The sequence below is a fragment of the Photobacterium gaetbulicola genome (genome assembly GCF_003025515.1).
Lineage (GTDB): Bacteria > Pseudomonadota > Gammaproteobacteria > Enterobacterales > Vibrionaceae > Photobacterium > Photobacterium gaetbulicola.
Map to the genome: position 1 here is coordinate 13333 of NZ_PYME01000019.1, position 13036 is coordinate 26368.

Below are 13036 nucleotides of genomic sequence, written 5' to 3' on the forward strand. Positions count from 1 at the left end.
ATTCACAGTTTTTGGGGCGAGTGTCAGGGGAAAAGGGAAGAACAGGCTGAGCTGGTCAGCCTGTTGGTTGGTTTAGTCTCGGTCAGGGAATTCAGCCAAGAATTCCTCGACTTTGTTGACCATGTTGGTTGAGCCAACAAAGAAAGGCACGCGCTGGTGGAGCTCGGTCGGCTTGATATCCATGATGCGCTGTTCACCATCAGAGGCCTTGCCGCCAGCCTGCTCGATCAGGAAGGCCATTGGGTTGCACTCGTACAGCAGGCGCAGTTTCCCGGTTGGGTGGGTTGCCGTGCTCGGGTACAAGTAGATACCGCCCTTCAATAGGTTACGGTGAAAGTCCGACACCAGTGAGCCGATGTAGCGTGAGGTATATGGACGGTCGTCTTCCGGTACATTTTCTTGGCAATACTTGATGTACTTTTTCACCCCCATCGGGAAGCGGAAGTAGTTCCCTTCGTTGATGGAGTAAATACGGCCATCCTCTGGTGTTTGCAAGTTCTCATGTGACAGGCAGAACAGGCCCAAGGAAGGATCGTAGGTAAAGCCATGAACACCGTTGCCTGTGGTGTATACCAACATGGTAGACGAACCATAGATGATATAACCTGCAGCGACTTGTTGGTTACCTGGTTGAAGGAAGTCTTCTTGTGTCGGGGGGGTACCCACCGGGGAAACCCTGCGATAAATCGAGAAGATAGTACCGACGGAAACGTTTACGTCAATGTTCGAAGAACCATCGAGTGGATCCATCAAGACGACGTATTTGGCATTACGGTTTAGCTCTTTGTTGAACGTAACGGCTTCGTCTTCTTCCTCACTGGCCACACCGCACACCTGGTCACGGGCTTCCAGAGCGGCTTTGAACTTATCGTTGGCATACACATCGAGCTTCTGTTGCTCTTCTCCCTGAACGTTCTCGTCGCCGAACGAACCTGTGATATCGGCCAAGCCGGCCTTGTTGATTTCACGGTTGACGATTTTCGCCGCAAGCTTGAGGGAGCTCAGCAGAGAGGATAGTTCACCGCTGGCGTGGGGGAAGTCGTTCTGTTTCTCGACAATGAACTCGCCAAGGGTTCTAATATCGGACATATACAATCCTTGCATCTTGTTGTCATTGGGGTAGTTAAGTCAGGTACAATGTCTCTAATGGACAATTTTTATACCCATATTGGCATGTCGCCGTTTTATAGTGTGTGCTCTGTTTTGTATAAAATATTGTATATAAAGATCTTTTTTATGGTAACGAAGTAACGCATTAGCGTGAAAATCGTGAAAATTACCGAGTGAGCCGATAGTTATGCACATCCATATTCTAGGAATCTGTGGCACTTTTATGGGCGGTGCAGCAATTCTTGCCCGCCAGCTAGGTCATAAAGTGACCGGTTGCGATGCCAATGTTTACCCGCCTATGAGTACTTTGCTTGAGTCTCAAGGTATTGAAATTATTCAAGGTTATGATCCGTCACAGCTAAGTCCGGCACCTGATCTTGTGGTGGTCGGCAACGCAATGAGCCGTGGCAATCCTTGTGTGGAGTATGTGCTGAACAACAATCTTCGCTATACCTCAGGCCCGCAGTGGCTGCAGGAGATTTTGCTGCATGACCGCTGGGTGTTGGCGGTGGCAGGTACCCACGGCAAGACCACGACGGCCAGTATGCTGGCCTGGATCCTGGAAGACTGCGGTTATCAGCCTGGCTTCCTGGTCGGTGGCGTGCTCGGAAACTTCGGTGTTTCCGCGCGGTTAGGCGAAAGTATGTTCTTCGTCGTCGAAGCGGACGAATACGATAGTGCTTTTTTCGATAAGCGTTCTAAGTTTGTTCACTATCGACCACGCACCTTGGTGATGAACAATCTGGAGTTCGATCACGCAGATATTTTCGATGACTTGAAGGCTATCCAGCGCCAGTTCCATCACCTGGTCAGAACCGTGCCGGGTAACGGCCGGATCTTGGCCCCGAAAGGTGTCGCGGCGATTGACGAAACCCTGGAGATGGGCTGCTGGAGCGAGCTGGAGTATATCGGGGATGATGGCCACTGGCAGGCGATCAAGCTCGATACAGCCGGCAGCCGCTTCGATGTCTTGCTTGACGGCGACAAGGTAGGGACGGTGGACTGGGATCTGATTGGCGATCACAATGTCAACAATGCCCTGATGGCCATTGCGGCGGCCCGCCATGTAGGCGTTACGGCCGACTTGGCGTGCGAGGCATTAGGAACCTTTATTAATACCAAGCGCCGGCTGGAACTCAAGGGTGAGCAAGCCGGGGTCAAAGTCTATGACGATTTTGCCCATCACCCGACAGCGGTGGAGCTGACGCTCGGTGGCTTGAGGGCGAAAGTCGGCCAGCAGCGTATTCTTGCCGTCCTCGAGCCTCGCTCGAACACTATGAAGCTTGGCGTTCATAAATTGGATTTGGCACCTGCACTGGCAGCGGCCGATGAGGTGTTCATCTACCAGCCCGACAATATTCCTTGGTCGGTGGATGAAATCGCCGAACATTGTCAGCAACCGGCGCAAACCGATGGGGATTTGGATGCCTTGGTGGGCAAGGTGGTGGCGAGTGCACGCCCGGGCGATAACATCCTGGTGATGAGTAACGGTGGCTTTGGTGGCATTCACGGTAAGCTGCTCGCAGCGCTGGAGGCTGCCGGTGAGTAGCCCAGAGAAACGCATTACCCTGGCGTGGACGGGAGCCTCTGGTGCTCCTTACGGGTTGCGCTTGTTGGAGTGCCTGCTAGCGGCGGATTATCACGTTTACCTGCTGATCTCATCGGCAGCCAGGGTGGTGCTGGCGACCGAGCATGGTCTGAAGCTTCCATCAGGCCCTGATGCGGCCAAGGCGGCGTTGGTCATGCAACTAGGGTGTTCGCCTGATAGGCTTGAAGTGTGCGGCAAGGAAGATTGGTTCTCGCCGGTGGCTTCAGGCTCTGCTGCGCCCAAGCAGATGGTGATTTGCCCGTGCTCGGCGGGAACGCTGGCCTCGGTGGCTCATGGTTTGTCAGATAATTTGCTAGAGCGCGCAGCGGATGTCGTACTTAAAGAGCGGGGTCAGCTGTTGATGGTGGTGCGGGAAACCCCCTTTTCGACCCTTCACTTAGAGAATATGCTGAAGTTATCGCAGATGGGGGCCACGATTATGCCGGCAGCACCAGGATTTTATCATCAGCCAGAGAGTATCGAGGATTTGGTGGACTTTATGGTCGCCCGCATTTTGGATCACCTTGGCGTTGAACAAGGCCTAGTGCCTCGCTGGGGCTACGACCAAAGAAAGTAACCTCTTGCGAAAAACAGCCCGCAAACAGCGGGCTTTTTGATAGCACTATTTTTATCTTAAGCCCGCTCTGACAGGTGTCCCTGCGGTTTGAGGACCAAGACATTGATTGGGGAGTTCTCCACCACTTTGGCGGCCACCGATCCCAGCATGACCCTGTCGATGCCAGAGCGTTTATGGCTGGGCATGATGATCAAATCAGCCCCGACCCGCTCGGCATGATCCAAGATAGTCGTCCAGGTTTTTCCTTCTGAGACATACTGGTGATGGACGATTTCCGGTGGGATATAGGCTTCAGCAAAGGCTTTTAGCTGTTGCTGAGTATCCTGCATCATCTTGCGCGCCGCATCTTTGGGGAAGTAGCTGGACACCATGGCCATATGGATGCCGGGTAGGACATTGAGCAGGTGGATGGTGGCGTTGGAATGCTTGGCATGCCATACCGCCAGCTCAACGGCTTTGTCTGCGAACCCTTTTTCATTGAGATCGACCGGAACTAAGATTTGCTTGTACATACTTCTCTCTTTGTTCACGCAGGGAATGGCTCCCTATAGTGTATACCAAATAGGCCTGACCCTTTCGTGATGAAAGGGTCAGATTGGGGTTTACTTGATATGACCCAGTTTTTTGGCTCGTCGGCGCTGGTTCCAGCCCAGGGCACCCAGCACCAGCAAGGTAGGAATGAATACCCACTCTTTCATTGGCCTGACGGCAGGGAGGCTGACCGTGGTGATTTCCCAGTCAAAGTCGATGCCTGCCTGCTCTGCCGGGCTGCCAAACTCCACCATATCAACGATCATCTTCTCGCCGTCCTGACGCAGCATCAGACCGGTAGAATCAATCCGTTCATCGGCTGAGACGGCGCGCTCGTCAAAGGGCAGCAAGACATGCTTGGAGACGAATTTTCCTTCCAGGTTCTCCCCGCTGACCTGGAGCTCAAGCGGCTGGCCGATGGCGAGTTTGTCCGCCGCATCGGTGATTAAGGTACCTGGCATCTCGTGCTTGGGCGGATAGACCATATCCCACCAGAAGCCTGGACGGAACAAGGAGAAGGTGATGAGCAGCAGGGCGGCGATCTCCCACCATTTGGTCTTGGTAAACCACCATCCCTGGGTCGCAGCGGAGAAGGTGAGCATCGCAATAATCGCAGAGCTGACGGTCAGCATCAGGTGCCACCAGGAATCGATATTCATCATCAGTAGCTGAGTATTGAAAATGAACATGAACGGTAGGATGGCCGTCCGGATGTCGTAGGTAAAACCTTGGATACCGGTCCGGATAGGATCACTTCTGGCGATGGCGGCCGCGGCAAAAGCCGCTAGGCCGACAGGGGGGGTATCGTCAGCAAGGATGCCGAAATAGAAAACGAACAAGTGAACAGCGATCAATGGAATGATCAGGCCGTGCTGGGCGCCCAAGGTCACAATAACCGGAGCCATCAGAGTCGATACCACGATGTAGTTGGCCGTTGTCGGCAGCCCCATACCGAGGATCAAGCTGATCAGAGCCGTGAACAGCAACATCAGAATGATGTTACCGCCCGAGATGAACTCGACGAACTCGGTCATCACCAAGCCTATCCCGGTGAGGGTGACCACGCCGACGACGATACCCGCCGCAGCCGTTGCCACACCGATGCCGATCATGTTGCGAGCCCCTGATACCAGGCTCTCCAGCAGGTCGACAACCCCTTCTTTGCCGGCTTCAGCCAGTGTCTTTTCTTTATTGAAGAGCGCCAGCAATGGACGTTGGGTCAGCAGGATGAAGATCATAAATACCGTTGCCCAGAAAGCAGACAGTCCCGGCGAGAAGCGCTCTACCGTCAGGCACCATACCAGCACCACAATCGGTAACAGGAAGTAAAGGCCTGACTTCATGGTCGGTCCGGGATCCGGTACTTCGGTAATGTCGGCGTTAGGATCCTCTAGCGCGTGATCTTGGTAATCTGCGGCGAGCTTAATCAAAGCGACGTAAGCAATCATGATCACTGCAGCGATCATCGGGGTGGCTGCTGCGCCGAAGACATCCTTGGTCCAGCCCACGCCGTAGTACACCGCGGCACTGACAACAATCAAGCCAAGGATCGTGCCGCAGAATGACAGCAGGCTCTGGGCAAGGGTCGGCTTATAACGACGCTCAAGACCGGACATCCCAGCTTTGCAGGCTTCTAGGTGCACGATATAAATCAGAGCGATGTAGGAAATCAGAGCTGGCAGCAAGGCGGCCTTGATGACTTCGACATATGAGATCCCGACGTATTCCACCATCAGGAAGGCTGCCGCCCCCATGATTGGCGGAGTCAGCTGACCATTGGTTGATGCGGCTACTTCGACGGCACCGGCCTTGGTACCAGGGAAGCCAACTTTTTTCATCAGCGGGATGGTAAAGGTACCGGTGGTGACTACGTTGGCAATGGATGAGCCTGATACTAAGCCAGATAGGCCCGAGGCGACGACGGCGGCCTTGGCGGGACCGCCACGCATGTGGCCTAGCAGCGAAAAGGCCACCTTGATGAAGTAGGCACCGGCACCGGCACGCTCAAGCATGGCGCCAAATAAAACAAACAGGAATACGAACGAGGTGGAGACGCCGACCGCGATTCCGAAAACCCCTTCCGTGGTCAGCCACAGATGTGACATGGCCTTGTTGAGGCTGGCACCTTTATGGGCAATAACATCCGGCATGTAAGGGCCGCCGAAAGTGTAGAGCAAGAAGACGGCAGCGACGACCATCAAGGGGGGCCCTAGTGCGCGGCGAGTCGCTTCAAGCAGTAGCACCATACCGGTAACAGCGACCACAATATCCATCTGGGTCGGGGCTCCAGAGCGGCCAGCCAGTTGGGTATAGAATAGGAACAGGTAGGCCGCGGCAAAGCTGCCTGCCAGCGCAAGGAGCCAATCGATCAGCGGGATCCTGTCTCGCGGTGAGTGTTTCAGTGCAGGGTAGGCGGTAAATGCCAGGAAGACGGCAAATGCCAAGTGAATCGAACGGGCTTCAGTGTCGTTTAGAACGCCAAAGTTAAAAATAAACGGTAACGGCGAAGCGTACCAAAGTTGGAACAGTGACCAACAAAGTGGAACAACCCACAGGATACGTCCAGCCAGTCCCTTCGGGCTTCTTGCCCCGGTATCCGCCTGAGCCACCATATCTTGCACATCTGTCGACGATTGTGTTGTCTTCGTCATGCATAATCCTTTTTCGATGGGCTAGGGTGTGATTAGCATTTATCGGAATGAATATATTGAAAACAGCAAGCACCAAGAGGCGGTGCTTGCAAGGTAGTGTTGCCTAGCGCAGTGTTACTTCAGGTAACCTGCTTCTTTGTAGTACTTCACAGCACCGGGATGTAGAGGAATAGACAGGCCATCTTTAACCATGTCTTCTGGCTTAAGGTTGGCAAATGCTGGGTGGAGACGTTTGAACGTGTCGAAGTTTTCGAAAACGGACTTCACGACAGCGTAGACCACATCATCAGAAACATCGGTAGAGGAAACCAGTGTCGCCGCAACACCAAAGCTGTTTACGTCGCTGTCAGTTCCCTTGTACATGCCGCCAGGTACGGTGCTCTTGGCATAGTACGGGTTGTCAGCCACGATCTGGTCGATCTTTGGTCCTGCGGCCGGGATCAACTTGGCATCACAAGAAGTTGTTGCTTCCTTGATGGAACCGTTTGGATGGCCGACCACATAAACAAAGGCATCAATCTTGTTGTCGCACAGCGCTTGCGAACGCTCTGAACCTTTGAGCTCGGAAGCCAATTTGAAGTCTTTGTTGGTCCAGCCCATTGCGTCCATCACCACTCCCATGGTGGCACGGTCTCCCGAGCCGGGATTACCGATATTGACGCGCTTGCCTTTCAGATCTTCGACACCGTTGATACCGGAATCGGTGCGGGCAATGATATTGAATGGTTCGGTATGCAGCGAGAAGACAGCACGCAGCTTCTTGTATGGCCCCTGCTGTTCGAACTTGCTGGTGCCGTTATAGCCATGGTATTGCCAATCAGACTGGACAATGCCGAAGTCCAGCTCACCGGCTCGCATGGTGTTGACGTTATAGATCGAGCCACCGGTGGACTCTACCGAGCAGCGAACGCCGTGTTCTTTGCGATCCTTATTGACGAGCTTACAAATAGCCCCACCAGTCGGGTAGTAAACACCGGTCACTGAGCCGGTCCCGATAGTGATGAAGCTTTGGGCATTGGCCATGCCAGTTGTCATAACTGCGGCAGCAAGTGCACTGACTTTGACGAGTTGCTTTAATGCCATGTTTATCCCTTCCTAGTTGTTGTTATTTCCGGAGAAAAGCCTTGTCCATCAGCGGTAAGGCGTGCCTACCTGGAGGTAATTTATCGCTGAATCTGGCCAATGATATCAAAACAAAGCCATAACTTTAAAACTATGTTAACAATAATAGGGGGTTAGCAGAGTGGAAATAGTTGCTGACAGTCAGAAAGGAAAGAATAATTATTTAAAACAATCAAGAGCTTGCAATATGAGTGGTGGTTTGGTGAAAGTTTGTCTTATTGTGATCTAACTCTCACAATACCAAGCAGCAAAACCTATCGTCTGCTACCTGGTATCGGGGGCGAAATAAGCAATTACTTGCTGTAGTCGAACAGCTCACAAACAGAGTTATACAGCTCTTCTGTCGAAATGGCATTGGTTGGTGTGATAAAGATAGTATCGTCACCGGCAACAACACCCAGGATCCCTTCTGCCTTACCCAGAGAATCAAGTAAGCGGGCGATGACCTGGGCGGCTCCCGGACCGGTATGGATGACGACGAGGGCACTGTTATAGCCAATCTCCATCACTAACTCTTTGAGAGGACTACTGGTTGTCGGTACACCAAGCTCTACCGGCAAGCAGTAGACCATTTCCATCTTCGCATTGCGGGTACGTACTGCACCGAATTTCGTCAGCATGCGAGAGACTTTGGATTGGTTGATATTGTCGAACCCTTGGGCTTTCAATGCGTCGACGATTTCACCCTGAGAGCTGAATTTCTCTTCTTTTAGGATTGCCTTGAATGCTTTGACCAAGCGTTCTTGTTTATCTGAATTTCGCATAAGTAAATTTCATGTGCAGGGACGAGGTGCTGTATTCTGGCACAACTTTTTGGATCCAAGCAAACAGTGTTCAAGTAAACTGGTGCATGTATCACCATTATAGAGGCAGAAACTGAATAAATATTGGTGTATATGCAACTTTCACGCGCTGTCCTCGTCAAGGTGTGGGAGTGAAATGTTATAGGGATGTAGCACATTTTATTCTTGCTTATGCGCGATATCGCAAAGCTGGTGGCATCTGATTGTATTTCTCTATGGGTTGCTATAACGTCAGTTCTGTTTGTGATATGAAATCAGTGTTTTAATTCGACTGTGATTTCATATGATTAGGTCTGAAAATTTATACTTCTATCGTAAAGGAGAACGAACATGAAAGTTGCTGTAATTGGTGCGGCCGGTGGTATCGGCCAGGCTCTTGCCCTGTTGCTTAAAAATCGTCTACCAGCAGGATCAGATCTGGCACTGTACGATATTGCCCCAGTAACACCAGGTGTTGCGGCTGATCTGAGCCATATCCCAACTCCTGTTTCTATCAAGGGATATGCCGGTGAAGATCCAACTCCGGCACTGGAAGGTGCTGATGTTGTTCTTATTTCAGCGGGTGTCGCCCGTAAACCAGGGATGGATCGTGCTGATCTGTTCAATGTGAACGCGGGTATCGTGAAGTCACTGGCTGAAAAAATTGCGGTGGTTTGTCCGAAAGCCTGCGTGGGTATCATCACTAACCCAGTTAACACCACGGTGGCAATTGCCGCTGATGTACTGAAAAAAGCGGGTGTTTACGACAAGCGTAAGCTATTTGGTGTGACTACGCTGGATGTTATCCGCTCTGAGACATTTGTGGCCGAGCTTAAGAACGTTGATCCGGGTGAAGTCCGTGTTCCTGTTATCGGTGGCCACTCTGGTGTGACAATTCTACCGCTATTGTCTCAGGTAGAAGGTGTTGAATTCACCGAAGAAGAAATCAAAGCATTGACGCCACGTATCCAGAACGCGGGTACTGAAGTGGTTGAAGCAAAAGCGGGTGGCGGTTCTGCGACCTTGTCGATGGGCCAGGCGGCCTGCCGCTTCGGTTTGTCACTGGTTCGTGCTCTTCAGGGCGAAACGGGCCAAGTTGAATGTGCGTATGTTGAAGGTGATGGCAAGCATGCCCGTTTCTTCGCACAGCCTATTTTGCTAGGTAAAGAAGGTGTCGAAGAGGTGATGGATTACGGTGCGTTGAGTGCGTTTGAGCAGGAAGCGCTGGAAGGTATGCTAGATACTCTGCAGGGCGACATTGCTAAAGGCGAAGAGTTTGCTGCGAAGTAATTTCTGACCAGCACAGCTAGGCAGTATGACAAGAAGCGGCTTTCGGGCCGCTTCTTTTTTGCTGGGTGTTGCCTATTGGCGATTTTCAATAGTAAGTGTCGCAACCGGTGTGTAGCTGAGGCTGCTCGACAAGATCATTGCAGTTAATGTTGATCCTGCGGTGATCACTCATGTTCTCGATGATCGCAGTGTTGTGTTCTTGATCCACATCGATAACTTCAGCAACGCCCTGAGGGTATTCAACCCACATTCCTGGCTTCAGTTCTTTCGCTTGCATGGTGGCCTCCTGTCGTGATCTTGATGATCCCGCCTTTATTGATATAACTATAGAATACTGTCCATCTGATGGATGGATACGGCGGTTGGGTGAGCGGGGATCAAAAAAGCCTGCCGGGAGGCAGGCTTTCGACGTGCAATTTAGGGATTACTTATTGCGGTGAACAGCAAGATGGGCCAGAGCAACCAATGCGTCCTTGTATTCGCTGTCGGCAACCGGGGCCAAGCTGGCAATGGCTTTTTCTGCCTCTTCCTCGGCGCGCTGCTGGGTATACTCGAGTGAACCGACCTGCTTCATGCATGCCAGAATAGGTTCGAGCTTGTCGAGGCCGTTGCCCTTTTCGATAGCCTCGCGGATCATGGCTGCTTGCTCGGTGTTACCGTGTTGCATCGCGTGCAGTAGCGGCAGGGTCGGCTTGCCTTCGGCCAGATCGTCACCGACATTTTTGCCCATTTCATCGCCGTCAGCATTGTAGTCCAAGACATCATCAATCAGCTGGAAGGCCGTACCGAGGTAGCGACCGTAATCTTGCAGGGCACGTTCGATATCGGCAGGGGCATCGACGAGAATGGCGGCTATCTGGGTGGCGGCTTCGAACAGGCGGGCGGTCTTGGAGTAGATCACCTGCATGTAGCTCTCTTCAGTCGTGTCGGGATCGTTACAGTTCATCAACTGTTGTACTTCCCCCTCGGCGATCACGTTGGTCGCCTCGCTCATGACATCGAGGATCCGCAAGGATCGTAGGCTGGTCATCATCTGGAACGAGCGGGTATAGATATAATCGCCGACCAAGACGCTGGCTGCATTGCCAAACATGGCATTGGCAGTGGCTTTGCCCCGGCGCATATCTGATTCATCGACGACATCGTCATGCAGCAGGGTGGCAGTATGGATAAATTCCACAAAGGCCGCTGCGGTGGTGTGTTGCTCGCCTTGGTAGTCAAGGGCACGGGCTGCCAGTACAGCAAGCATCGGGCGCAGGCGTTTGCCGCCGCCGCTGACAATGTAAAAACCAAGTTGATTAATGAGGGCTACATCTGAGTTCAGTTGAGCCAGTATCTTCGCGTCGACCTGTGCCATATCATCGGCAGTGAGCGCTTGGATAGCTTTGAAATCCATTGTACATCCAGCAAAGTAATGTGCCGCACCCGGCGGATTGTTGTGCGTATTGGTTGATAGCGAATCAGCATTGCCCCAAGCCGAACAAGCGCCAGCAGAATGGGAAGTGGCTCACAGTAAGTGGCAAAAGGGTTGCTTCGTCGAGATTTGTTCATCAACCAAGAAAAATTAATTATCGGATATTACACTAAAAGACAGCAATCTTCATAACCTCGATTGCGTTTAAATCGATGACTTTTATTACTGAGCAGCTTTTCGCCAATTTTCTTTGCACAAGCGCTTGCCAGTAGCCCTAATTTCGCGTAACATTCGCGCCCTATTGATGACAAGATTAAGCGCATACCCATTGCCCAAATCATACGTGGCAAATGGCCTATGCGGACAAGCGGAGTAAGACATGTACGCTGTTTTCCAAAGTGGTGGTAAACAACACCGTGTAAGCGAAGGCCAGACCCTACGCTTAGAAAAACTAGACGCTGAAACAGGCGCTAGCATTGAATTTGACTCAGTACTTCTAGTAGCTAACGGCGAAGAAGTAACTGTAGGCGCACCTTTCGTAGCTGGCGGTAAAGTAACTGCTGAAGTAGTTACTCACGGTCGTGGCGATAAAGTAAAAATCGTTAAGTTCCGTCGTCGTAAGCACTCTCGTAAGCAAGCGGGCCACCGTCAGTGGTTCACTGAAGTCAAAATTACTGGCATCAGCGCTTAATAACAGGAGAATTTAAAGATGGCACACAAAAAAGCTGGCGGTTCTACTCGTAACGGCCGTGATTCAGAAAGTAAACGTCTTGGTGTTAAGCGTTTCGGTGGCGAATCTGTACTAGCAGGTAACATCATCGTACGTCAGCGTGGTACTAAGTTCCACGCAGGTAACAACGTAGGCCTAGGTAAAGACCACACTCTATTCGCTCTATCTGACGGTAAAGTGAAGTTCGAAGTTAAAGGTCCTAAGAACCGTAAATTCGTTTCTATCGAAGCTGAATAATTCGGTCTCGACACGAATGATAAAGCCCTGCCTACTGGCGGGGCTTTTTGTTTATGGGGGGCTTTATGCCACAGCAAAATCCCACGGTTGGGATGCTCCTAGCATTGTTGACCGCGGTATTCTGGGGAGCGCTGCCCATTGCAATGAAGCAGGCTGTCGAGGTGATGGATCCCTTTACCATTGTCTGGTACCGGTTCATGACGGCAGCCATCGGTTTGGGCCTCTGGTTGGCCTACCGACGCAAATTGCCCAGCCTAACTGGCCTCGGGGTCAAGGGAGGCAGTCTGATGTTGCTGGCAAGCTTGGGGCTTGCGGGTAATTTTGTACTGTTTAACAGCTCACTGTCTTACCTCAACCCGGCGGTGGTTCAGGTGATTATGCAGCTGGCCCCGATGATGCTGCTGCTGTCCAGTGTCTGGTTGTTCAAGGAGTCCCTGGGCAAGCATCAGGTGGTGGGCGTGGTGGCCTTGTTGTCCGGCTTATTGCTGTTTTTCAATGAGCGATTGGCCGAGCTGTTTACCAGCATGAGCGCGTACACCACCGGCGTATTACTGGCAATAGCTGCCGCGATGGTTTGGGTGGTGTATGCCTTGGCCCAGAAGCGCATGCTTAGGCAGTTTTCGTCACCGCAGATCTTGTTGATGATCTATGTGATCTGTGCACTGATCTTGATGCCAGTGGCAACACCAAGCCAGATCCAGCTGATGGATCCGCGTCAGTTGGGCATGCTGATATTTTGCTGCCTCAATACGTTGGTGGGATATGGAGCCTTTGCCGAAGCGATGGCCCGCTGGCAGGCATCACAGGTGAGTGCGGTCATTACCTTGGCGCCGCTGTTTACGATCCTGTTTGTAGATCTGGCCAGTTTGGTATGGCCTGACTACGTAGCACCCGCCGCTCTGAATCAGTGGGGCTATGTCGGTGCCTTGATTGTCGTCGGTGGGGCGATGTTCAGCGCTATCGGCCATCGCCTGCTGAAGCGAAAGTAATATGGGCACCTGTGT

The 13036-nt window shown here is 52.1% G+C and carries 13 protein-coding genes; 6 read left to right on the plus strand and 7 right to left on the minus strand.

Translation table 11 applies throughout. The annotated features are described in order from the left end of the window. Positions 1-72: 72 nt before the first annotated feature. Positions 73-1089 carry a class 1 fructose-bisphosphatase gene (gene fbp / locus C9J03_RS16645; RefSeq protein WP_039456490.1) on the minus strand — a complete coding sequence of 339 codons (1017 nt, stop codon included), beginning with the start codon at positions 1087-1089 and terminating at the stop codon, positions 73-75. A gap of 208 nt (positions 1090-1297) precedes the next feature. On the opposite strand from fbp, the gene mpl reads away from it, so the two are divergent. Beyond that, positions 1298-2659, plus strand: a complete 1362-nt coding sequence (gene mpl, locus C9J03_RS16650) for a UDP-N-acetylmuramate:L-alanyl-gamma-D-glutamyl-meso-diaminopimelate ligase (RefSeq protein WP_044624313.1) — start codon at positions 1298-1300, stop codon at positions 2657-2659. Next, positions 2652-3275 (plus strand): flavin prenyltransferase UbiX, encoded by a 624-nt coding sequence (locus tag C9J03_RS16655; RefSeq protein ID WP_039456479.1) that lies wholly within the window; start codon positions 2652-2654, stop codon positions 3273-3275. The genes mpl and C9J03_RS16655 overlap by 8 nt, the downstream gene beginning before the upstream one ends. A gap of 56 nt (positions 3276-3331) precedes the next feature. Here the strand turns inward: C9J03_RS16655 and C9J03_RS16660 are convergent, their stop codons facing one another. From C9J03_RS16660 to argR, 4 genes are all read right to left on the minus strand, one after another. Further along, positions 3332-3787: a universal stress protein gene (locus C9J03_RS16660; protein ID WP_039456467.1), complete on the minus strand. Its 456-nt coding sequence runs from the start codon at positions 3785-3787 to the stop codon at positions 3332-3334. Positions 3788-3877: 90 nt separating this feature from the next. Then, complete coding sequence (locus C9J03_RS16665; protein ID WP_044624312.1) at positions 3878-6457, minus strand: TRAP transporter permease; 2580 nt, start codon at positions 6455-6457, stop codon at positions 3878-3880. Between the two features lie 114 nt (positions 6458-6571). Beyond that, positions 6572-7540: a TAXI family TRAP transporter solute-binding subunit gene (locus C9J03_RS16670; protein WP_044624311.1), complete on the minus strand. Its 969-nt coding sequence runs from the start codon at positions 7538-7540 to the stop codon at positions 6572-6574. A gap of 332 nt (positions 7541-7872) precedes the next feature. Then, on the minus strand, positions 7873-8343 hold the full coding sequence (gene argR, locus C9J03_RS16675) for a transcriptional regulator ArgR (protein ID WP_039456419.1): 471 nt from the start codon (positions 8341-8343) through the stop codon (positions 7873-7875). A 369-nt stretch (positions 8344-8712) separates the two neighbouring features. Between argR and mdh the strand changes: the two genes are divergently transcribed. Next, positions 8713-9651, plus strand: coding sequence for a malate dehydrogenase (gene mdh / locus C9J03_RS16680; RefSeq protein ID WP_044624310.1), 939 nt, complete (start codon positions 8713-8715; stop codon positions 9649-9651). An 85-nt stretch (positions 9652-9736) separates the two neighbouring features. Here the strand turns inward: mdh and C9J03_RS16685 are convergent, their stop codons facing one another. Then, positions 9737-9928, minus strand: coding sequence for a hypothetical protein (locus C9J03_RS16685; protein WP_039456415.1), 192 nt, complete (start codon positions 9926-9928; stop codon positions 9737-9739). 147 nt (positions 9929-10075) lie between these two features. After that, positions 10076-11047, minus strand: a complete 972-nt coding sequence (gene ispB / locus C9J03_RS16690) for an octaprenyl diphosphate synthase (protein WP_044624309.1) — start codon at positions 11045-11047, stop codon at positions 10076-10078. Between the two features lie 397 nt (positions 11048-11444). Between ispB and rplU the strand changes: the two genes are divergently transcribed. The 3 genes from rplU to C9J03_RS16705 all read left to right on the plus strand — a co-directional run bounded on the left by rplU (position 11445) and on the right by C9J03_RS16705 (position 13021). Then, a complete protein-coding gene (rplU, locus tag C9J03_RS16695) occupies positions 11445-11756 on the plus strand; it encodes a 50S ribosomal protein L21 (RefSeq protein ID WP_039456406.1) in 312 nt (103 codons plus the stop codon). Positions 11757-11774: 18 nt separating this feature from the next. Next, the gene (rpmA, locus tag C9J03_RS16700; protein WP_007467532.1) at positions 11775-12032 is read left to right on the plus strand and encodes a 50S ribosomal protein L27; all 258 of its coding nucleotides are present in this window, start codon (positions 11775-11777) and stop codon (positions 12030-12032) included. A 65-nt stretch (positions 12033-12097) separates the two neighbouring features. Further along, complete coding sequence (locus C9J03_RS16705; protein ID WP_044624308.1) at positions 12098-13021, plus strand: DMT family transporter; 924 nt, start codon at positions 12098-12100, stop codon at positions 13019-13021. The last annotated feature ends 15 nt before the right edge of the window (positions 13022-13036 follow it).

Bases quoted from the DNA above. Each gene is read 5' to 3' on its own strand.
- fbp (WP_039456490.1), bottom strand. From the start codon at position 1,089: ATGTCCGATATTAGAACCCTTGGCGAGTTCATTGTCGAGAAACAGAAC.
- mpl (WP_044624313.1), top strand. From the start codon at position 1,298: ATGCACATCCATATTCTAGGAATCTGTGGCACTTTTATGGGCGGTGCA.
- C9J03_RS16660 (WP_039456467.1), bottom strand. From the start codon at position 3,787: ATGTACAAGCAAATCTTAGTTCCGGTCGATCTCAATGAAAAAGGGTTC.
- C9J03_RS16665 (WP_044624312.1), bottom strand. From the start codon at position 6,457: ATGACGAAGACAACACAATCGTCGACAGATGTGCAAGATATGGTGGCT.
- C9J03_RS16670 (WP_044624311.1), bottom strand. From the start codon at position 7,540: ATGGCATTAAAGCAACTCGTCAAAGTCAGTGCACTTGCTGCCGCAGTT.
- argR (WP_039456419.1), bottom strand. From the start codon at position 8,343: ATGCGAAATTCAGATAAACAAGAACGCTTGGTCAAAGCATTCAAGGCA.
- mdh (WP_044624310.1), top strand. From the start codon at position 8,713: ATGAAAGTTGCTGTAATTGGTGCGGCCGGTGGTATCGGCCAGGCTCTT.
- C9J03_RS16685 (WP_039456415.1), bottom strand. From the start codon at position 9,928: ATGCAAGCGAAAGAACTGAAGCCAGGAATGTGGGTTGAATACCCTCAG.
- ispB (WP_044624309.1), bottom strand. From the start codon at position 11,047: ATGGATTTCAAAGCTATCCAAGCGCTCACTGCCGATGATATGGCACAG.
- rplU (WP_039456406.1), top strand. From the start codon at position 11,445: ATGTACGCTGTTTTCCAAAGTGGTGGTAAACAACACCGTGTAAGCGAA.
- rpmA (WP_007467532.1), top strand. From the start codon at position 11,775: ATGGCACACAAAAAAGCTGGCGGTTCTACTCGTAACGGCCGTGATTCA.
- C9J03_RS16705 (WP_044624308.1), top strand. From the start codon at position 12,098: ATGCCACAGCAAAATCCCACGGTTGGGATGCTCCTAGCATTGTTGACC.